This is a genomic window from Streptomyces beigongshangae (assembly GCF_019710745.1).
Lineage (GTDB): Bacteria > Actinomycetota > Actinomycetes > Streptomycetales > Streptomycetaceae > Streptomyces > Streptomyces beigongshangae.
This window is the reverse complement of the sequence record NZ_JAHKJW010000073.1, coordinates 12,881-32,164: the sequence shown is the minus strand read 5'-3', so window position 1 is coordinate 32,164 and position 19,284 is coordinate 12,881. Positions and strand designations below refer to the sequence as shown.

The 19,284-nt window shown below is 72.3% G+C and carries 13 protein-coding genes and 2 pseudogenes; 4 read left to right on the top strand and 11 right to left on the bottom strand.

All coding sequences use genetic code 11. The features are described from left to right. The 8 genes and pseudogenes from KM933_RS34290 to KM933_RS34255 all read right to left on the bottom strand — a co-directional run. A pseudogene (locus KM933_RS34290) lies at nt 1-695 on the bottom strand (hypothetical protein); the annotation flags it as partial. Then, complete coding sequence (locus tag KM933_RS34285; protein WP_260334577.1) at nt 692-3,679, bottom strand: DEAD/DEAH box helicase; 2,988 nt, start codon at nt 3,677-3,679, stop codon at nt 692-694. The gene KM933_RS34285 and the pseudogene KM933_RS34290, both read right to left, overlap by 4 nt. Before the next feature lie 126 nt (nt 3,680-3,805). Beyond that, nucleotides 3,806-4,387: a sugar kinase gene (locus KM933_RS34280; RefSeq protein ID WP_221359908.1), complete on the bottom strand. Its 582-nt coding sequence runs from the start codon at nt 4,385-4,387 to the stop codon at nt 3,806-3,808. Next, nucleotides 4,384-5,568 carry an ROK family glucokinase gene (locus KM933_RS34275; protein ID WP_221359906.1) on the bottom strand — a complete coding sequence of 395 codons (1,185 nt, stop codon included), beginning with the start codon at nt 5,566-5,568 and terminating at the stop codon, nt 4,384-4,386. Before KM933_RS34275 ends, KM933_RS34280 begins: the two co-directional genes overlap by 4 nt. A gap of 147 nt (nt 5,569-5,715) precedes the next feature. Beyond that, complete coding sequence (locus KM933_RS34270) at nt 5,716-6,522, bottom strand: ATP-binding cassette domain-containing protein (protein WP_221359904.1); 807 nt, start codon at nt 6,520-6,522, stop codon at nt 5,716-5,718. Continuing rightward, nucleotides 6,519-7,556 (bottom strand): ABC transporter permease, encoded by a 1,038-nt coding sequence (locus KM933_RS34265; RefSeq protein WP_221359902.1) that lies wholly within the window; start codon nt 7,554-7,556, stop codon nt 6,519-6,521. The genes KM933_RS34270 and KM933_RS34265 overlap by 4 nt, the downstream gene beginning before the upstream one ends. Then, a pseudogene (locus KM933_RS34260) lies at nt 7,553-8,619 on the bottom strand (sugar ABC transporter substrate-binding protein). Before KM933_RS34260 ends, KM933_RS34265 begins: the two are co-directional and overlap by 4 nt. 199 nt (nt 8,620-8,818) lie before the next feature. Further along, nucleotides 8,819-9,583 (bottom strand): GntR family transcriptional regulator, encoded by a 765-nt coding sequence (locus tag KM933_RS34255; RefSeq protein WP_221359900.1) that lies wholly within the window; start codon nt 9,581-9,583, stop codon nt 8,819-8,821. 102 nt (nt 9,584-9,685) lie between these two features. Here KM933_RS34255 and KM933_RS34250 point away from each other — a divergent pair, with 102 nt between their 5' ends. Further along, the gene (locus tag KM933_RS34250; protein ID WP_221359898.1) at nt 9,686-10,699 is read left to right on the top strand and encodes a Gfo/Idh/MocA family protein; all 1,014 of its coding nucleotides are present in this window, start codon (nt 9,686-9,688) and stop codon (nt 10,697-10,699) included. 216 nt (nt 10,700-10,915) lie between these two features. Here KM933_RS34250 and KM933_RS34245 read toward each other — a convergent pair whose 3' ends face one another. After that, nucleotides 10,916-11,587 carry a response regulator gene (locus tag KM933_RS34245; protein ID WP_221359896.1) on the bottom strand — a complete coding sequence of 224 codons (672 nt, stop codon included), beginning with the start codon at nt 11,585-11,587 and terminating at the stop codon, nt 10,916-10,918. A 127-nt stretch (nt 11,588-11,714) separates the two neighbouring features. Beyond that, the gene (locus KM933_RS34240; RefSeq protein ID WP_430727406.1) at nt 11,715-12,998 is read right to left on the bottom strand and encodes a sensor histidine kinase; all 1,284 of its coding nucleotides are present in this window, start codon (nt 12,996-12,998) and stop codon (nt 11,715-11,717) included. A gap of 169 nt (nt 12,999-13,167) precedes the next feature. Between KM933_RS34240 and KM933_RS34235 the strand changes: the two genes are divergently transcribed. Then, nucleotides 13,168-13,368: a hypothetical protein gene (locus KM933_RS34235; RefSeq protein ID WP_221359892.1), complete on the top strand. Its 201-nt coding sequence runs from the start codon at nt 13,168-13,170 to the stop codon at nt 13,366-13,368. A 261-nt stretch (nt 13,369-13,629) separates the two neighbouring features. Here KM933_RS34235 and KM933_RS34230 read toward each other — a convergent pair whose 3' ends face one another. Continuing rightward, entirely contained in the window at nt 13,630-16,824 is a 3,195-nt protein-coding gene (locus tag KM933_RS34230) for an RHS repeat-associated core domain-containing protein (RefSeq protein WP_221359922.1), read from the bottom strand. 542 nt (nt 16,825-17,366) lie between these two features. Here KM933_RS34230 and KM933_RS34225 point away from each other — a divergent pair. After that, nucleotides 17,367-17,741, top strand: coding sequence for a hypothetical protein (locus tag KM933_RS34225; protein ID WP_221359882.1), 375 nt, complete (start codon nt 17,367-17,369; stop codon nt 17,739-17,741). A gap of 430 nt (nt 17,742-18,171) precedes the next feature. Beyond that, nucleotides 18,172-19,206 (top strand): ArsR/SmtB family transcription factor, encoded by a 1,035-nt coding sequence (locus KM933_RS34220; protein WP_221359880.1) that lies wholly within the window; start codon nt 18,172-18,174, stop codon nt 19,204-19,206. Nucleotides 19,207-19,284 lie beyond the last annotated feature (78 nt).

The following is a 19,284-nucleotide window of genomic DNA, read 5'->3' as shown; positions in this document are numbered from 1 at the left end:
TCCCGCTCCGCCCGGACGCGTGCGGCGCGCAACGCCTCGCGGGCCACGTCGCCGGGACGCGCGGTTCCGGCGGCAGCGGGCCGGGCGCCCACCGGCGCCTCGGAGGCACCGGCGGAGCGGCCGACCGCGGACCGCCCGGAGTCCGGACCGGTCCGCCGGGCCGGCTGAGGCACCGTCGAGCCGGACTCCGGCTCCGAAGCCTTCGCATCCGGCTCCCCGGCGCCTTCGGAGTCATGAGGGCCCTGCACGTCCTCGGCCTCCCCGGCCTCCCCGGCCGCTCCGCCGGTACGGCCCGCAGCGCGCCGCAGTGCCTCACGCGCGACGTCACCCGGCCGGGCGCCGCGCGCCGGACGTGCGTCCGGCCGGGTGGAGCGGGCCCCGGCCGGGTCCGCGCCCGAACCCGGCGCTTCTGCGCCCGGGGTGCCCGCGTCACCGCGCCGGGCCTCCCGCAGGGCCCGCCGGGCGGCATCGGCGGGTCGCATCCCCCCGGCCGGGCGGGATTCCTCCGCCGTCCGGCCGCCCTCGCCGGACGGCACGGAACGGCCGGCCGTGCGGGTTCCGTCCCGCTCCCGTTCCCCCGGCGCGACCACGCCCGCCGCCGCTCCGTCCACCTCTTCCACCCCGTACGTCCCGTACGTCCCGTATGTCCCGTCCGTCTCGCCCGCTTCATCCCGCCGGCCCGTCGGAGACATCATGGGGACCTCCTCAGGGACACCAGGTCGGAGAGGTCGCGGTCCGTCAGCTCCGTCAGGGACGCCTCGCCCGAGCCGAGGATCGCGTCCGCCAGGGCCCGCTTGGAGGCGAGCATGTCGGCGATGCGGTCCTCCACCGTGCCCTCGGTGATGAGGCGGTGGACCTGGACGGGCTGGGTCTGGCCTATGCGGTAGGCGCGGTCGGTGGCCTGCTCCTCGACCGCGGGGTTCCACCAGCGGTCGAAGTGGATGACGTGCCCCGCGCGCGTGAGGTTGAGGCCCGTGCCCGCCGCCTTCAACGAGAGGATCAGGACGGGGGTCGCCCCGCTCTGGAACCGGTCCACCATGTGTTCGCGCTCCGGGACGGGTGTGCCACCGTGAAGGAGTTCGACGGGGACCGCGCGGGCCGTGAGGTGGCTGGTGAGCAGCCGGGCCATCCTCACGTACTGGGTGAAGACGAGGGCGGAGCCGTCCTCGGCGAGCAGCGTGTCCAGCAGCTCGTCGAGCAGGGCCAGTTTTCCGGAGCGGGCGGCCTGGCGGGCGGTCCCCGAACCGCCGGGGTGCCCGTCCGGCTCCTCCTTCAGGTACAGCGCGGGATGGTCGCAGATCTGCTTGAGCGAGGTCAGGAGTTTGAGGACGAGGCCCCGTCTGGCGATGCCCTCCGTGGACCCGATGGCCAGCATCGACTCGCGGACCACGGCCTCGTACAGGGATGCCTGTTCGCGGCTGAGGGGGACGGGGTGGTCCGTCTCCGTCTTGGGGGGCAGTTCGGGGACGATGCCCGGATCGGACTTCTTGCGCCTCAGGAGGAAGGGGCGGATCAGCCGGGCGAGGCGGGCCGCGGCCTCCGCGCTCTCGCCGTGCTCGGCGTTCTCCACCGCGCGCGCGTGCCGGGCGCGGAAGGACTTGAGGGGGCCGAGGAGTCCCGGTGTCGTCCAGTCGAGCAGGGCCCAGAGTTCGGAGAGGTTGTTCTCCACCGGCGTACCGCTCAGGGCGATCCTGGCCGGGGCGGTGATCGTGCGCAAGGCCTTGGCCGTCGCCGAGTACGGGTTCTTGACGTGCTGCGCCTCGTCCGCGACGACCATGCCCCACGACTGCCGGGCGAGCAGCGGTGCCGTCGACCGCATCGTCCCGTACGTGGTCAGGACGAAGCCGCCGGCCAGGGCGGCCAGGGAGCGGTCCGGGCCGTGGAAGCGGCGCACCGGCACGCCGGGGGCGAACCGCTCGATCTCCCGCTGCCAGTTGCCCAGCAGCGAGGCGGGGCAGACCACCAGGGTCGGCTCGGTGCGCGCCCGCTTCAGATGGAGGGCGATGACGGTGACGGTCTTGCCGAGGCCCATGTCGTCGGCGAGGCAGCCGCCGAGGCCGAGCGAGGTCATGAGGTCGAGCCAGGCCAGTCCGCGCAGCTGGTAGTCCCGGAGGGTCGCCACCAGGCCGGGCGGCGGTTCGGCGGGGCGCAGCCCGGCCGTCAGGCGGTCGCGCAGCACGGCCAGCGCACCGACCGGCACGGCCTCGACGGTCTCCCCGTCGACCTCCACGCTGCCGCTGAGCGCGGCGGAGAGGGCGTCGACCGGGTCGAGCAGTCCCAGTTCGCGCTTGCGGGCCTTGCGGACGAGGGCGGGGTCGACGAGCACCCACTGGTCCCGGAGGCGGACGACGGGACGGTGCGCCTCCGCGAGGGCGTCCATCTCCGCCTCGCTGAGCGGATCGCCGCCCAGGGCCAGCTGCCAGCGGAACTGGAGCAGTTCGCCGCTCTCGAAGAAGCCCGTGCCGTCCGTGGCCGAGCCCGGGGCCGGGCGGACGACCGCGGCCGCACTCAGGTCCTGGGCGAGGTCCCGGGGCCAGTGCACGGCGACCCCGGCCGCGCCGAGGCGGGTCGCGGCGACACCGAGCAGGTCGGAGAGCTCGTCCTCGGACAGGGCCAGTACGTCCGGTACGTCCTGCGCGGACAGCCGGTCCAGGGGCGGCCAGACGCGGGCCGCGCGGCGCACCGCCAGGGCGGCGTCGACGCGGGCGCGCGGGCCGAAGGCGGCGTCCGCGGTGCCCGCCCACAGGGCCGCCGCGTCGACGACGAGGGTGGGGTCGGCGAGGCTGTGCACCTGGACGACGGCCGCGCCCGCCCGGCGCGCGTCCTCGCTGCTGTCGAAGAGCTGGTACGCGGAGAGGTCCAGCCGCAGGGAGATCCTGACCCCCGCGTCCATGCCCGCGGCGACCTCCGCCGCCCAGTCCCGGGCATCCGGCAGCCGCTGGGGGGCGCTCGCGGCGAAGGGTTTCCCGGCGGCGTACGGAGCGGCCGGGGTGCGGGGCAGGGCGTCGGCGACCGCGTCCAGGAAGGCACGGGTCAGCGCCTCCGGATCGGGCAGCCGGAGGGGGCCGCGGCCCGGCAGGGGGACGGCGTGTCCCTCGTACGGAAGGGCCGCCGCGACCGCTCGCAGGTGGGCGATGTCGTCCGGGTCCAGGGGGCCGGCGCGCCAGGCGTCGTACCCCTCGGGCGTCAGGCCGGGCAGCAGCCGGCCGCGCGCGACGAGCCGCAGTGCGTGCAGGGCGGCCGCGCCCCAGCAGGCTGTGGCGGGATGCGCGGCGGGGTCCCTCCTGGCCCGCACGAGCAGCGGCAGGGCGCCGGGGAGCGGCAGGGTCAGCGCGGGCACCGACTGCCTGCGCACCCCCGCGCCGTGCGGCCGGACGACGGTGAGTTCGGTGGCCGGGCCGGGGACGGGGGTGCCGCCGTCCGGGTCCCAGAAGGCGATCCGTCCGTCGCGGGGCAGCGCGGCGGGAAGGAACACGGCGGCCAGCCGGACGGACACCTCGGCCTCGGGCCGGGCGTCGGAACCGGAGCCGGAACCGGCACGCGTCTTTCCCGCGGGTGTCCCTCCCTCGGTCGCCGGCGCCGCAGTCGTCGATGCCGCAGTCGTCGATGCCGCAGTCGTCGGCCCCGCGGTCGCCCACCCGCCGGTCGCCCGTCCGTCGGTCGTCTCCCCCGCGTTCATGCCCCCGGCCACCTCCTTCCTCGCCCCGGACGGGTCACTCGGCCACTCGCCCGGTCACCCGTCCTCGACTCTACGGGCCGGGTACGACAACGCGGCCCGGCTGCGACGGCGGTGGCGGCGGTGCGGTCAGGGCGTCGTTCTGGAGACCACGTAGACCATGGGGTGGCCGGGCTGCGACCGGTTCACGACGACATGGTGCGTGGGCGTCGGGTTCTCCCGCTCGTTGCTGAGTCCCGACCAGGGGCCGGGCCCGGTGAACTCCCAGCCGACGACCCGCTGGTCGCGGGCGCCGATGGCGATGTCGTCCTCCTCCAGGGCGTCGACACTGGTGCCGATCACCCTGAGGAACTTCTCCAGGGCCTCGTCGCTGGTGCGGAACTGGACGTAGAGGCGGCTGGTCTTCCAGTTGTTCGTCTCGTAGTACGCGACCTCGGCGGAGTAACCCGGGATGGGCACCTTGTAGAGGCGGCGCTGGACCCGGGAGGGCCAGGCCGCGGTGAGCCCGGTCGCCGAGTACTTCTCCTCCTTGTCCTTGCCGCTGTCGCGGCTCTGGTTGGCGGAGATGACCAGGTAACCGGCCGGGACGCCGATGAGCAGCACGATGATCAGCAGGGTCAGGGCGCGCCGGCGGATCCTGTGCCCCCGGTTCTCGGACGGTGGCGGCTCCTCCTCCGGGGACGGGGCCTGGTGGGGAAGTGCGGCGGTCACAGCGTCTCCTGCGTCTCGCGGCGCGACTCGACGAACCGCTCGTAGCGCTCGTACCGCTCGACCCGGCGGCGGTTGGCGCGCCGGAAGCGGCGGGCGACCAGCCGGGCGAGGTCCGCGGCGCCGACCATGCCCGCCTCGGGACCGAGCTGGGCGCGGGCGATGCGGGCCTCGGGACGGTAGCCGCGGCCGGTGAGCTGCCGGCGGAAGGCGTCGCGCGCGGGGCCGATCAGCAGGTCGTCGGCGGCGCTGACGCCCCCGCCGACGACGAAGCAGGAGGGGTCGAGGGCGGCCGCGAGGTTGGCGATGCCGACACCGAGCCACTGGCCGATGTCCTGGAGCAGTTCGATGCACGTCGCGTCGCCCTCACGGGCCAGCTCGGTGATCATCGGGCCGGTGATCTCGGCGATGTTGCCCTTGACGTGCTCGATGATCCCGTAGGCCACCGGGGAGTCGGCCGCGGCGAGTTCACGGGCCTCGCGCACCAGTGCGTTGCCGGAGCTGTACTGCTCCCAGCAGCCGCGGTTGCCGCACGGGCAGCGGTGGCCGCCGGGTACCACCTGCATATGGCCGAACTCACCGGCCACGCCGAACTTGCCGCGCTTGACCTGCCCGTCCTCCAGGATCGCGCCGCCGATGCCGGTGCCGAGGGTGATCATGACGAGGTGGTCCTCGCCGCGGCCCGCGCCGAAGCGCCACTCCGCCCAGGCGGCCGTGTTGGCGTCGTTGTCGACCAGGACGGGGACGGCGAGGCGCCCGGCGATGCGGTCCCGCAGGGGCTCGTTGCGCCAGGAGAGGTGGGGGGCGAACAGGATGCGGTTGCGGTCCGCGTCCACCCAGCCGGCCGCGCCGATGCCGACCGCGTGCACGTCGTGCCGGTCGGAGAGGTCCAGCACCAGTTCGACGATGGTGTCCTCGACGACCTTGGGGCTCTTGGACTTGTCGGGGGTCTCGGTACGGACCTTCTCCAGGATGTTGCCGTCCGCGTCGACGACGCCCGCCATCACTTTCGTACCGCCGATGTCGATGCCGACGGTGGGGACGCGTGGCGCCGTCAGGTGGGAACGGCGCTCACGCGTGCCCACGGTGCGCAGGACGGTGGCACTGCGGGAGCCGATGGGGGCGCCCGCGGCTCTGGCGGAGCCGAGTGCCCTGGGCAGGGCGAGATCGCGGTAGGTGCTCATCGCGCCGATTCTGCCCCACGCGGGGGTTTGGCCGCACGGCGGCGTCCTCCGCTGCGTTCGGGCTGCCCCGGGGCGCTGCCGGTCCTCCGTCGTCCGCGGGAACGCCGTGGCCGGTCGCGCGGTTCCCCGCGCCCCTGGAGGGGCGCCCTAGAGTCCTTCACCCTCCAGTTCGTGGCGGAGGTCGTCCAGTTCCGAGCCGCCCGCCATCTGGCGGGTCAGTTCGTCCAGGGTGATCTCCTCCCTGGTGTGGCTGCCGATCGTCCGGCCGCGTTTGAGGAGGACGAAGCGGTTGCCGACCAGGTACGCGTGGTGGGGGTTGTGGGTGATCAGGACGACGCCCAGGCCCGCGTCCCGTGCGGCGGCCACGTACTTCAGGACCACTCCGGACTGCTTCACGCCCAGGGCAGCGGTGGGCTCGTCGAGGACGAGGACCTTCGCGCCGAAGTGGACCGCGCGGGCGATGGCCACGCACTGGCGCTCACCGCCCGAGAGGGTGCCGATGGGCTGGTCGACGTCGCGCAGGTCGATGCCCATGCGCAGCAGCTCCGCACGGGTCGTGCGGCGCATGAGGCCGACGTCCAGGCGTTTGAAGGGGCCGGAGCCCTTGCGGGGCTCGGAGCCGAGGAAGAAGTTCCGCCAGACCGGCATCAGGGGGACGACGGCGAGGTCCTGGTAGACGGTGGCGACACCGCGGTCCAGGGCCTCTCGCGGGGACGCGGGCCGGATGTCCTCGCCCTCGATGCGGAAGGTTCCCGTGTCGTGCCGGTGCAGTCCGGCGATGATCTTGATGAGGGTGGACTTGCCGGCGCCGTTGTCGCCGAGGACGCAGGTGATCTCCCCCGCGTGGACCTCCAGGGAGACGCCCTCCAGGGCGCGGACACCGCCGTAGTGCTTGCTGACGTCGTCCAGTTCCACCAGAGGGGTGCGCCCGGTGTTCCGGGCGGGCTGCGTCATGTCGTGGCCTCCGCGCGCTTGCGGACCCAGGCGTTCAGCAGGGTCGCGAGGAGCAGCATCGCTCCCAGGAAGAACTTGAACCAGTCGGGGTTCCACTCGGCGAACACGATGCCCTTGTCGGTCATGCCGAAGATCAGCGCGCCGACTGCCGAGCCGATGGCGGAGCCGTAGCCTCCGGTGATCAGGCAGCCGCCGATGACGGCCGCGATGATGTACGTCAGCTCCTTGCCGACGCCCTCTCCCGACTGCACGGCGTCGAAGGAGAAGAGCAGGTGCTGCCCGGCGATCCAGGCGGCGAGGGCGACCCCCGTGTAGAGGCCGATCCTCGTCGCGTCGACGGGGACGCCGACCGCGCGGGCCGCTTCCTTCCCGCCGCCGACGGCGAAGATCCAGTTGCCGGCGCGGGTGCGCAGCAGGATCCAGGAGGCGAGGGCCACCAGGCCCAGCCACCACAGGATGGTGACCTTGAAGTCGACGCCGCCGACGGTGAGGACGGACGCGAAGAGCGCCTTCGCGGAGGAGAAGCCCTCCATGTCGGCAATCGTCTTCGTGGAGACGGTGCCGCTGATCAGCTTGGTGAAGCCGAGGTTCAGCCCGGTCAGCATCAGGAAGGTGCCGAGCGTGATGATGAAGCTGGGCAGCCCGGTGCGGGTCAGCACGTAGCCGTTGAAGAAGCCGAGCGCGAGGGTGGCCAGGAGCGAGACCCCGACGCCCACCCAGACGTTCGCGGTGAGCTGGTAGCTGACCATCGACGAGATCAGCGCGGACGACGTCACCATGACGCCCGCGGACAGGTCGAACTCGCCGCCGATCATCAGCAGCGCGACGGGCACCGCCATGATGCCGATGGTGGAGGCCGCGTACAGCACGGTGCTCAGACCGGCCGCCCGGACGAAACCGTCCGCGACCAGCGCGAAGAAGAGGAAGACGGCGAGTGCGCCGACCACCGAGCCGAGCTCGGGGCGGCCGAGCAGCCTGCGCAGCGGCGAGGTCCTCGTCAGCCGCTCGTCCGCGGAGGGGGCCGTGGCCGTCATCGGGTGCCCCGCTCCGCGTAACCCTTCAGCTCGGCGGCCTGGTCCCTGGTGATGATCTGCGGCCCGGTGAGGACGGGCCGGCCACCGCCGAGCGTGTCGGCGTTGTACCTGTACAGCCAGAGCAGGTCCACGGCCTCGTACCCCTGGAGGTACGGCTGCTGGTCGACGGCGAATCCGAGGGTGCCGTCCTCCAGCCCTGCGGCGACCTTGGCGTTCAGGTCGAAGGTGGCGATCTCGGCCTCGCCGCCCGCGTCCTCCCTGGCCTTGACCGCGGTGTCCGCGTAGGGCGCGCCGAGCGTGACGACGGCGTCGACGGACGGGTCGGCCTGGAGCTTGGCGCCGACGGAGGACTGGACGGCCGACATGTCGGTGCCCTCGACGTACAGGTTCTGCACGGTGCCGTCGAAGGTCTTCCTCACGCCCGCGCAGCGCTGCTCGTGGCCGACGTTGCCCTGTTCGTGCAGGACGCAGAGGGCCTTCTTCCGGCCGCGCCCGTTCAGCTCGTCCCCGACGGCCTCGCCGGCGATCGTCTCGTCCTGGCCGATGTGGGTGAGCGCGCCGAACGCCCTGGACTCCTCGGAGCCGGAGTTCACGGTGACGACGGGGATGCCGGCCTTCACCGCGCGTGCGACCGCGCTCCNGAGCCGGAGTTCACGGTGACGACGGGGATGCCGGCCTTCACCGCGCGTGCGACCGCGCTCCTCATGGCGTCGGGCTTGGCGAGCGTGACGATGATCCCGTCGACGCCCTTGTCCACGGCGGCGTCCACCAGCTGTGCCTGCTGCTGGCCCTCGTCGTCGTGCGAGTAGAGGAACTTGATGTTGTCCTTGTCGGCGGCCTGCCGGGCGCCGTTCTGGACGATGTCCCAGAAGGTGTCGCCGTCGCCCGAGTGGGTGATCATGGCGACGGTCCAGCGGGGCGTGTCCACCGCGGCCCTCCCCTGGACCGATGCCGCTTTGCGGGCGTCCTCGGCGCGCTTGCCGCCGGTGCTGCTGCACCCGGCCAGGGACGCGCCGAGCGCCCCTGCCACCGCGATGCTGACCCAGGTCCGAAACCGTGCCACGAGGCCGTGCCCTTCTCGCTGCCGAACTTGCTATCGACCTTGTTGTCGATACATACGCTGATCCGCCCAGTGATAGGTGGAACGACCAAGTATCGGATACGGAATGAAAGATTCCGGACAGCGGGGTCGTCGGCACCGCCGTACGGACGCGTGCGCGAGCCGTCCGGGGCGGGGCGAGGGCCTGGGGAGTCGTGCCCGTTCAGGGGCGTACGAGCAGCTGGAACTCGAAGGAGTAGCGCGAGGCGCGGTAGATGTGGGAGCCGAACTCGACGGCGCGTCCCGTGTCGTCGAAGGTGGTGCGCTGCATGGTGAGCAGCGGGGCGCCCGCGGACTCGTCGAGGCGCCCGGCCTCCGCCGCCGTGGCCGCGCGGGCACCCACGGACTGACGGGCGCTGTGCAGGGTGATGCCCGCCACACGCATCAGCCGGTACAGGCCCGTGGCCTCCAGCTGCGCGCCGTCCAGGTCGAGCAAGCCGGGGGGCAGGTGGTTGCAGAGGTACGCCATCGGCTCGCCGTGGGCCAGGCGCAGCCGCTCCACCCGGTGCACCTCACTGCCCTCCGCCACCGACAGGGCGGCCGCGACCTCGGCCGGCGCCGGGACGACGGTGTTGACGAGGACGCGGGTGGCGGGCCGCTGCCCCGCCGCCTCCAGGTCGTCGTAGAGGCTGCTGAGCTCCAGCGGGCGTTTGACCTGGCTGTGCACCACCTGGGTGCCGACGCCCCGGCGGCGTACGAGGAGCCCTTTGTCCACCAGTGACTGGATGGCCTGGCGGACCGTGGGCCGGGACAGGCCGAGGCGGCCGGCGAGCTCTATCTCGTTGCCCAGCAGACTGCCCGGGGTCAGCGCGCCGCGCTCGATCGCCGCTTCGAGCTGCTGGGACAGCTGGAAGTAGAGCGGCACCGGGCTTTTCCGGTCGACGCTGAGCTGGAGCGGCGCGGTGGGGTCGACATCTGGTTTGGGCACGGGCCCGAGCGTAGCTCCGGTGCATGATGACGGGAAGTTGTGAGGTCCGATTGTCCGGACAAAGAGTTGACAGGGTGTAGGATTCGCCCTCAACTTTGTCCCATGCGCATCGGACTCATCGGGACGGGTCGTATCGGTACATTCCACGCGACCGCCCTCAGCCGCCACCGCGAGGTGGGCGGCTCCCTCATCGTCACGGACGCGGACCCCGCACGGGCCCGCCGGCTCGCGGACCGCCTGGGCGCCACCGCGGCGCCCGGCGTGGACCAGATCTTCGCCTGGGGCGTGGACGCCGTGGTCATCACCGCGGCCACCTCGGCGCACGGCGAGCTGATCGGGCGGGCGGCGCGGGCCGGGCTGCCCGTGTTCTGCGAGAAGCCCATCGCCCTGGACCTGGCGGGCACCCTCAGGGCGATCGCGGAGGTCGAGGCGGCCGGAACGATCCTGCAGATGGGTTTCCAGCGGCGCTTCGACTCCGGCTACACGGCCGCACGCGAGGCGGTGCGGTCCGGACGGCTGGGCCGGCTGCACACCGTGCGCGCGATGACGTCGGACCACACGCCGCCGCCGGCCGCGCATCTGCCGCTCTCCGGCGGTCTGTACCGGGACACCCTCGTGCACGACTTCGACATGGTGCGGTGGGTCACCGGGCGCGAGGTCACCGAGGTCTGCGCGATGGGGTCGGACGCCGGGCCCGCGATGTTCCGCGAGGCCGGTGACATCGACACGGCGGCGGCCGTCCTCTCCCTGGACGACGGCACGCTCGCCACGGCGACGGCGACCCGGCTGAACGGCGCCGGTTACGACGTGCGCATGGAGCTGGCCGGGGAGCTGGACCAGATCGGGTCCGGGCTCGACGACCGCACACCGATCGCCTCCACGGAACCGGCGGGGCCGCCCGCCGCGACCAAGCCGTGGACGGGGTTCCTCGAAAGGTTCGGGCCCGCGTACGAGGCCGAGCTGCACGCGTTCGTGGAGGTGGTGCGGGGTGAGCGGGCCAACCCGTGCGACGGGCGCGAGGCGCTGCAGGCGCTGCGTGTCGCGGAGGCGTGCGAGGTGTCACGGCGCGAGCGGCGGGCTGTTCCGCTGGGGGAGATCCCGGGCGGGCGGGACTGACCCCTGCCGGGGGGCGGGGGTGACGGGGGTGGCAGGGGTGGCGGAGGTACGTCATCGGCTGCGGCGCCGTCGTGGTCCCCCAGCCTCCTGCCGGGAGGTGCCCCCGGGTCGCGCAGTTCCCCGCGCCCCTGAAGGGCGAAAGACCGGGGCGCCGCCCCGTCTTTCAGGGGCGCGGGGAACTGCGCGACCAGCCCCCACCGGCCCGCAGGACACGGTTCAGCGGTCCCCCTCCGGCAGGAGGTCCGCGTCGTACGTCAGCAGGGCGATCTGCACGCGGTTGTTCAGGTCGAGCTTGGCCAGGATGCGGGAGACGTGTGCCTTGACGGTGGCCACGCTCATGAAGAGCTCCGCCGCGATCTCGGCGTTCGAGCGTCCCCGGCCGACCGCCACGGCGACCTCGCGTTCGCGGTCGTTGAGCGCTGCCACCCGCTCACGGGCACGTGTGCGCCGGGTGTCGGGCGCGGCGCCCGCGGCGTGCGCCATCAGCTGCCGGGTCACGGTGGGCGACAGCACGGGATCGCCCGCCGCGACCCGCCGCACGGCGTGCAGGATCTCCGCGGGCGGGGTGTCCTTGAGGACGAAACCGGCGGCGCCCGCACGCAGCGCCCGCAGCACCTGGTCGTCGGCGTGGAACGTGGTGAGCACGATGACCTGGGGCGCGTCCTTGCGGCCCCTGAGCCGTTCCGTGGCGGCCAGTCCGTCCACCGTCGGCATCCTGATGTCCATGAGCACGACATCGGGACGGGCGCGGTCCACGAGTGCCTCGGCCTCGCCGCCGTCGGCGGCCTCGCCCACTATCTCCAGGTCGTCGGCGCCACCCAGCATCAGGGAGAGGCCGGCTCTGACCAGCGGGTCGTCGTCGACGAGGAGCAGACGGATCGGATTCATGCGCCCACCGTAACGACGCGCCTCCACCGGACCGCCCTCTTTTCTCCGGCTCGTCGGGGACGTCGGGAACATCAGGGACATCGGCAACATCGCGGACGCCGGGAACATCCGGTACGGGAACGCCGGGTCATCGGCCCCAGGGCAGCCACGCGTGCACGAGGAAGCCGCCGTCCTCCCCGGGCCCGTGTGCCAGGTGTCCGCCCGCGAGCGCGGCCCGCTCGGTGAGGCCGATGAGGCCCTGGCCCGAGCCCGGGACACGGGGGACGTCGCCGGGCGGCGGCGGATTGCGTACGGAGACGGTGAGGCCCGGACCCGGCGCCCCGGACACCGTGACCGTGACCTCGGCGCCCGGCGCGTGCTTGCGGGCGTTGGTCAGGCACTCCTGGACGATGCGGTACGCGGTGCGGCCCACGGCGGCGGGGACGGCCGCCGTGTCGGTGACCCGGTTGTCGAGCGTGACCTTCATGTCGGCCTCGCGGCTCTCGGAGACCAGCCCCTCCAGCGCGGCGAGCGTCGGCTGCGGCCGCCCGGGCTCCTCGTCGTCGCCCGCGGACCGGAGCACCCCGATGATCTCCCGCAGATCCTGCAGCGCCTCGTGCGCGCTCTCGCGGATCACCCCGGCGGCCCGCGCCACCTCCGCCCGAGGGGCGTCCGGCCGGATCTCCAGCGCGCCGGCGTGCACGCTGAGCAGGGTCAGCCGGTGGGCGAGGACGTCGTGCATCTCGCGTGCGATGGCCTCACGGGCCAGCCGCTGGGCCTGCTCGGCCCGCAGCGCCGCCTCGGTCTCGGCGCGCCGCGCGCGGTCGCGCAGGCTCAGCATGAGCTGCCGCTTGGACCGCGCGAGCATGCCCCAGCCGACCACCGCGACGGTCAGCAGCACGGCGAGGCCGATCACCACGGGGTACGGAAGGTCGGGGTCGGGGCGCCACCAGAAGAAGAGGGGGAGCAGCGCGAGCTGGGCGCCGCCCGTCCAGGCGACGTACCTGAAGGGGCGGTGCACGGCGAGCGAGAACAGGGCGACCAGCCCCGCGCCGCCCGCGGTGTTGGAGAGGAAGCAGACCGGGACCATCGCCACGGCGAGGGCGACCGGCAGGCGCCGCCGGAGCCAGACGGCCGCGCAGGCGAACGCGCCGAGCCACTGGTCGAGGGCCTCCAGGGCGTACGGGATGTTCGGGTCGCCGTCCGTCGCGTCCGCGCCGAGCAGGCCCACCCCGACGGCGAGCAGGAAGCAGGCGAAGTCGACGGCCCAGTCGCGCGCGGTGCGCCGGGGGCGGTCCTTCCGCCCGGTGTGGTCCGGGTCGAGTTCCGAGGTGACGGCCGACGGCAGGAACCACCGGCGTACCGGCGGGTTCGCGGGGTCCACGGGATCCACGGGGTTCGGCGGCGGCGCGATATCGCTCACGGTCGACAAATCTATGCGCCGGGGACCGTGCACACCGCCGTGGTCGCCCGATCGTCCACCGAAGTCGGGGGCACGCATACTTTCGGCGCGGCCCCGCCCGCCACCGTGGGACTCACGTCGCCCGGTCCCCGCCCCGCGGCCGATGAACACGGTGCTCCGCGGGGGCGAGCATCCTCCTGTGAAGCAGGTTCTGGAGTTCCTCGGTGTGATCGCCCTCGTGCAGGGCGGGGCCGGTCTGATGCACGAGTTCACCGGCTGGTTCCGCCTCTGGGGCGTCGTGCGACGGCTCGGCTTCCTCGACGGCCACGAGGTCTACGGGAACGTCGCGCTGCTGGTGCTGTCGTTCGCGCTGTTCGCGGCGGCGGAGAGCCTGAAGTGATCCCGGGCCGGGCGGTCCGCCCGCCCGTGCTCCACGGAGGCGTCCGCACCGGAGAAGCCGTTGTGCCGGTGGTGCGCACCACCGGCACAACGCTCCGCACGGGTCTACTTGCCTCCTCGCTTCCTGAAGAGGAAGGCGAGGACGAAGCAGACGACGATGAAGGCGATGACCCAGCCGGTGGCCGGCAGGTAGTCGTATCGGCCCGAGGTCTCGGCTGTGATCATTGCGCTCTCTCCTCGTTCGGTGCGGGACTGCGGACGGTCAGCCCGAGATGCTGTCCTCCACATGGCTGCCGAGTACTTCTCCGAGCGCGAGGCAGCCCGCTGCGGCGAAGAAACCCACGCCACCGGTCGCCGCCGTGGCGAGTGTGGTGCACGAGGCGTCGACCGCCCAGCCCACCGCGGCGCCTGCGACGACGCCCCACAGCTTCCTGCCGTTGCCTTCCTGGGCGGCCATGCCCCCCTCGGCGATCGACTTCATGTCGAAGTACTTGTCGAAGGCGTTGACGAGCCAGTAGGTGCCGCTCGGGTCGATCCGGTTGACCGGGTCGCCCTCCGCGTACAGGTAGGGGTTCTTCTCCTGGCCCGAGGGGTCGGGCTGGGTGAAGCGGCCGATCTGCGGATCGTAGTAGCGGGCGCCGAAGTGGTACAGGCCCGTGGGGTCCTGGTAGCCGCCGGTGAACCGGTAGGGCTGCGGCACGGACTCGGTGGTGCCGGGCCGGCTGGTCCCGGTGGGCGTGTAGCGGTAGGTGTTCACCTGCTTGCCGCTCTCGTCCACCACGCCGGTGACCGAGCCGAGGGCGTCGGTGAGGTAGTAGTAGTCCTTCCCGCCGGTGGTCAGGGAGTTGAGGGTGCCGCCGGGTTCGCGGACGAACTCGGTGTCCTTGCCGGCGGTGGTCTGCCCGGACAGGCCCAGGGGCCCGTTGTGGAAGACGGTGCCGCCCAGGCGGGTGCGCTCGCTGCTGTCGGTGCTGGCGTACTGGGCGGCGTACGTGGTGCCTGCGACGGTCAGTGACTTCAGCTGGCCGAAGTCGGTGTACTGCTCCGCGGTGCGTGTCGCCTCGGCGGTCGGGGCGGCCGCGGTCTCGTTGCCCGCCCTGTCGTAGGACCAGTTGGTGGTGATGCCGTTGCGGGCGGTCAGCTGGGAGGCGTCGTTGTAGGTGTAGGCCGTGGTGCCGGGGCAGCCGGGGACGGCGCCCTGGGAGAGCAGGTTGCCGGCCGGGTCGTGGCAGTACTGCCACGACCACTTGCGGCCCGACTGCTCGACCTCCTCGGCCAGGGAGACCCGGCCGGCGGAGTCGTACTGGTACGTCGTCCCGGTCCGGGACAGGTTGTCGGTGCGCGAGCGGATCTTGGTCCCGTCCAGGCTCTCGGTGCCCGCCGTGTAGGCGTAGGTGTACGACAGGTCACCGGTGACGCGGCCGGACGGCGCGATGTGCTTGATGTTGCTCGGGCGGCCGGAGTTGTCCAGGGTCACCGACTGCACGGTGCCGCCCGGGTAGGTGATCCTGGTCCGTATGTCGTTGTTGTCGTACTCGTACGTGGTCTTCTTCTTCGTGGGCCCGGTCAGCCAGCTGAGCCGGTTGGCGGCGTCCCACTCGTAGTCGGTGACACCGCCGGGGTCGGTGTAGGTGTCGACGTTGCCGTCGGCGGTGTACGCCAGCACGGTCTGCGAACCGTCCTGGAGGGTGCGGATCGTCTCCCGGCTCAGCGCGTCGAAGCGGTAGGTCTGGACACCGGTGGCGTCGGTGCGGGCCGTGAGGTTGCCGTCGTCGTCGTAGGTGTAGGTCACCGTGGACTGCGGGGCCGTGACCTTGGTGATCCGGTCGCGGTCGTCGTAGGTGTAGACGGTCTTCACGCCCCGCCCGTCCGTGGCGGTCCTGGTACGTCCGAGCGCGTCGTAGGTGTACTCGGCCGGGCCCTGCGGAGCCGGCGGCGTGGCCGTGGTGAGGTTGCCCTGCCCGTCGTAGCGGAAGGACGTCTTCTTGCCGTTGGCGTCGGTGGCCGAGCAGGTCTGGCCCTGGAAGCCGCCGCAGGTGGGCGTGGTCTCGTTGTGGGTGAAGCTGCGCGTGCCGCCGCCGGTGCCGGTGGTGGCGACGGTCTTGGTGTTGCCGGCCGTGTCGTAGGTGAACTCGGTCTTCTCCCCGTCGGGGCCGTTGGCGCCGGTGGGCACGTCGGCGCCGGCGATCGTCTGCCAGCTGCCGGTGGCCGTGGCGCCGGTGGGCAGCTTGGCGGAGGTCGGGTTGTTGCGGGTGTCCCAGCCGTACGTGGTGACGTTGCCGCCGGGGCCGCCGTTGCCGGTGCCCATCGCGTCGGTGGCCGTCTGCACCAGGCGGTCCTTGTAGGTCCTGGACCTCTCGTGCTTCAGTCCGTCGACCGTCTTGGTGACCTCCCCGTCGGCGTTGTGGTGGTACTCGCTGGTGTGCCCCAGCGGATCGGTGACCTTGGTGACGCCCGCGTCGTGGTGGGTGGCGCCGGTGTAGGCGTACGTGTACGTCGGGCCGGGGCCGCCGCCGGTCTCGGAGTAGCGGCGCAGCGAGGTCACCCGGTCCTGGCCGTCGTAGGTGAGCACCGTGGACCTCGACTCCGACGTGGTCAGCTTCACCAGCCGGCCGTCGGTGTCGTAGGCGAACGCCGTCGCCTTCCCCGCGGTGTCGACCGTGCGGACCAGCCGGCCCGAGGCGGCGTCCACCTCGTACGCGGCGGTGCGCCCGCTGCTGTCCTTGGCCTGCCATTTCGTGGCGCTGGTGCGGGTCAGGTCGATCCACCGGCCGGAGCGCGTCTCGGTCAGCTTGAATCCGGCGGGGGCACCGGAGGAGTCCTGGTGGGCGGTGACGGTGACCGAGCCGTTGTTGCGGTCGGCGACCTTGGTGAGCTGTCCGTCCGCGTCGTAGGTGTCGGCCAGGCCGGAGGAGCGGTCGGTGAGGGTGTAGGTGCCGTCCGCGTTCTTGCGCAGGTCCTTGGAGTACCCGGCCGGAGTGCTGAAGGTACCGTCGGCGTTCCTGCCGTACTCGACGGTCGCACCGGTGTCGTCGTGGTGGAGGACCTGGTCGGTGAAGGACAGGTCCAGCCTGCGCTCGTACCCCAGCCACCACTGGTCGTCCACCTCCCCGTAGGGGGCGTCGAGGGAGTTGTAGGTGCGGGTGAGCTGGAGGCTCTGGCCGACGCCGGCGATGTCGAAGTCGGTGGCGGCCAGCATGAAGTTGCCGGTCGAGTAGTCGATCCGGCCCACGAGGGCGTCGGTGACGCGGAAGTCGCTGAGCTGGTGCCAGGGCACCGCGCCCTGCCCCTCGGGCACATAGCGCCCGATCCGCGCCCCGCCGGACCGCGGAGGCGCCGGCTCCTGCCCGTCCAGCCGCTTCTCCTCGCGTTGCCGCCAGGCACGTTCGCCGGCGCCGGGGGCGGCCGAGGGAACGGTACGCGGGGGTCTGGTGACGCCGTCGCGTACGGGCGGCATCTTCGCGGGCGCGGATCTGCCCCAGTGCGAGTCCGAGGTGTCGGTGGGCCGGGCCTGCGGTCCCGCGACGGCGGGTGCCACGCCCGCCGTCAGGGTGAGCGTGACCAGCAGTGAGGTCAGTGACAGTACGGACCGGGCGCGTCCGCGCCGTCGCCGGGAGGCGTCTGGTGACGCCGAGGACGACGAGAGGTGCATTTCTCCCCCTGGTGGATACGGGTTCGGCAACCATCGGACGCCGAACGGGCCAAGAGATCACACCCTGACCGAATATCCACCGGAAGCAAGAGCGGGACGGACAGTTGGGGCGATTACAAGTCTTTCTTCGGAACGTTTTTCCGCGCCTGGTGCAGGTGGTGCCGAAATTTCGACCGGGAACCGTTCGGACCTCCGCCTTCACAAAGGCGGAAAACATGCCCCGGAACTCTTGGTTCCATGGGAAGCGCATCTCGTCCGGAGCATGAAAGCGTTCAACGGAACACTCCCTTCCTCCCGTTGTGGTTGCTACGGTGTCCAGGTATCGACAGAAAAAGAGGAGGAAAATCGTGCGCAAGCGCTCATTGGCGGCCCTGGCTGTTTCCGTCGCGTTCTCCGGCGTGCTCGCCGCGTCGTCCACCGCGTCCGCGGAGCCCGACCCTCCGGGGTGCGGGAAGGGGTTCTTCTGCATCTACGCAGGTGAGGGGCAGACCGGGCAGCTGCTGGTCAAGTCCGAGGGCGACTGGACGGGCAGCGTGAGCGGCAGATCCGTCTTCAACAACGGCGTGGAGTTCCCGGGCGAGGATCATATTCAGCTCACCTGGACGTACAACGGCGGCACCTATGAGGAGTGCCTGCACTACAACCCCGGACCGGACGACTACAAATGGAACTTCACCAGTGGCGTGGTGTTCACCAAGGCCGTCTGGCGGGGCGAATGCTGAAGTAATTCCATTCCGTCTCCGGCGATCCGCAGGTCCCCTCCCGACGAATAACCGGAAGGAAGGCCGGGATTTCCGGGGACGGAGTCGTTCCGTGCGCGCGAAGGTTTCCCCCCATGACCGAGGAGGCGCACAGGGAATTCGATACCGGGGCGCGATCGCCCGTGTTCCGAAATCTATTTCCGCCGTGGGACGGACTTTTTACGCCTGTGCCGTCCCGAATCGCCGACGCACTCGGCGGCTTCCGTTCCGGTCGGTCCCCTCGTGCCGCCCGGCCCTGAGAGTAGGCCGGGCCTGGTGGGACGGGGGAGGTCTTTCGGTTCTCGCCGAAGGTCGGGCCCGGGCGGAACCATGGCCACCGCGTCGTGTGTTCCTGGAGAAGGGTGGGTAAGGCGAGGAGCACGAGGTAGCAGCCGTTCGGGGGGACATGCTGATGCTGCGCATCCACTTCAGTGCGGAGGATCTGGGCAGGATCCGCCTGGCGACGGGACCGGATCCCGCGTGGGAGGCCCTCCTCAGTCTCCACGTCCTCGGCAGCCGTGACACCGACGCCGACCTGCGGGCCTGGCGGACGCGCGTCCGGACGTCGGTGGACGCCTCCTCCCGGGCGCTGCTCACCCTCGCTCCGCCGCGCGGCTACTCCCCCGACTTCCTGACGCCGGCCGAAGGGACCACGGACACCACGGACCCCGAAGCGTCCGCCGAGGCGGTGGCGTCCACGTCCGCCGTCCGGCTGCGGGCAGACCTGGAGGCACTCGCCCGGCAGCAGAAGCTGCCGTCGTGGGCGGACGCCCTCGCGTCGGGGCGGCCCGCGGCACGGCGGGGCCTGGGCACCGCCCTGCGCCGCTACCACCGGCAGGCACTGTCCCCGTACTGGCCGCAGATCACCGCGACGGTCGACGCCGACCTGTCCCTGCGGACCAGGTCGTTCCTGGCCGGAGGGGCCGAGCAGATACTGCGCGGTCTGCATCCCGCCGTGCGCTGGCGCGCCCCGGTCCTGCAGCTCCCCTATCCCCGCGACCAGGACATGTACCTCCACGGGCGCGGACTGCGGCTCGTGCCCTCCTACTTCTGCCGGGGCGGCCCCATCACGCTGAGGGATCCGTCCCTCCCACCCGTGCTGGTGTATCCGGCGAGCCGCGGCGTCGGTTCCCTGCAGCCCGGCAACCCCGTGACGGGAGCCGACGCCCTCGACCGGCTTCTCGGCCGCACCCGGGCCGCGACCCTCGCCGCGATCGCCGGGACGCAGCACGCGACCGGCCGTGAGATAGCCCGGCGGCTGGGCATCTCACAGGCGTCGGCCAGTGAACACGCGAGCGTGCTGCGCGATGCGGGCCTGATCCACAGCCTGCGTGTGCGCAACACCGTGCGGCACGTCCTCACGCCCCTGGGGGCGGGTCTCCTGGAGGGGCGGACGGCGCCGCACGCCGTCGTGGAGCCCCGGACGGCGCAGGAGGGGGCGCGCTGAAGAACCCTCGGGGGACCTTCGGGAGAACTCCGGGGGAGTTCGGTGTCCGTCCGGGAGCTCGGTGTCCGTTCGCCGCCG

Excerpts from the sequence above, each read along its gene's own strand:
- KM933_RS34285 (WP_260334577.1), bottom strand. The coding sequence starts at position 3,679 with ATGAACGCGGGGGAGACGACCGACGGACGGGCGACCGGCGGGTGGGCG.
- KM933_RS34275 (WP_221359906.1), bottom strand. The coding sequence starts at position 5,568 with ATGAGCACCTACCGCGATCTCGCCCTGCCCAGGGCACTCGGCTCCGCC.
- KM933_RS34270 (WP_221359904.1), bottom strand. The coding sequence starts at position 6,522 with ATGACGCAGCCCGCCCGGAACACCGGGCGCACCCCTCTGGTGGAACTG.
- KM933_RS34265 (WP_221359902.1), bottom strand. The coding sequence starts at position 7,556 with ATGACGGCCACGGCCCCCTCCGCGGACGAGCGGCTGACGAGGACCTCG.
- KM933_RS34250 (WP_221359898.1), top strand. The coding sequence starts at position 9,686 with ATGCGCATCGGACTCATCGGGACGGGTCGTATCGGTACATTCCACGCG.
- KM933_RS34245 (WP_221359896.1), bottom strand. The coding sequence starts at position 11,587 with ATGAATCCGATCCGTCTGCTCCTCGTCGACGACGACCCGCTGGTCAGA.
- KM933_RS34230 (WP_221359922.1), bottom strand. The coding sequence starts at position 16,824 with ATGCCGCCCGTACGCGACGGCGTCACCAGACCCCCGCGTACCGTTCCC.
- KM933_RS34220 (WP_221359880.1), top strand. The coding sequence starts at position 18,172 with ATGCTGCGCATCCACTTCAGTGCGGAGGATCTGGGCAGGATCCGCCTG.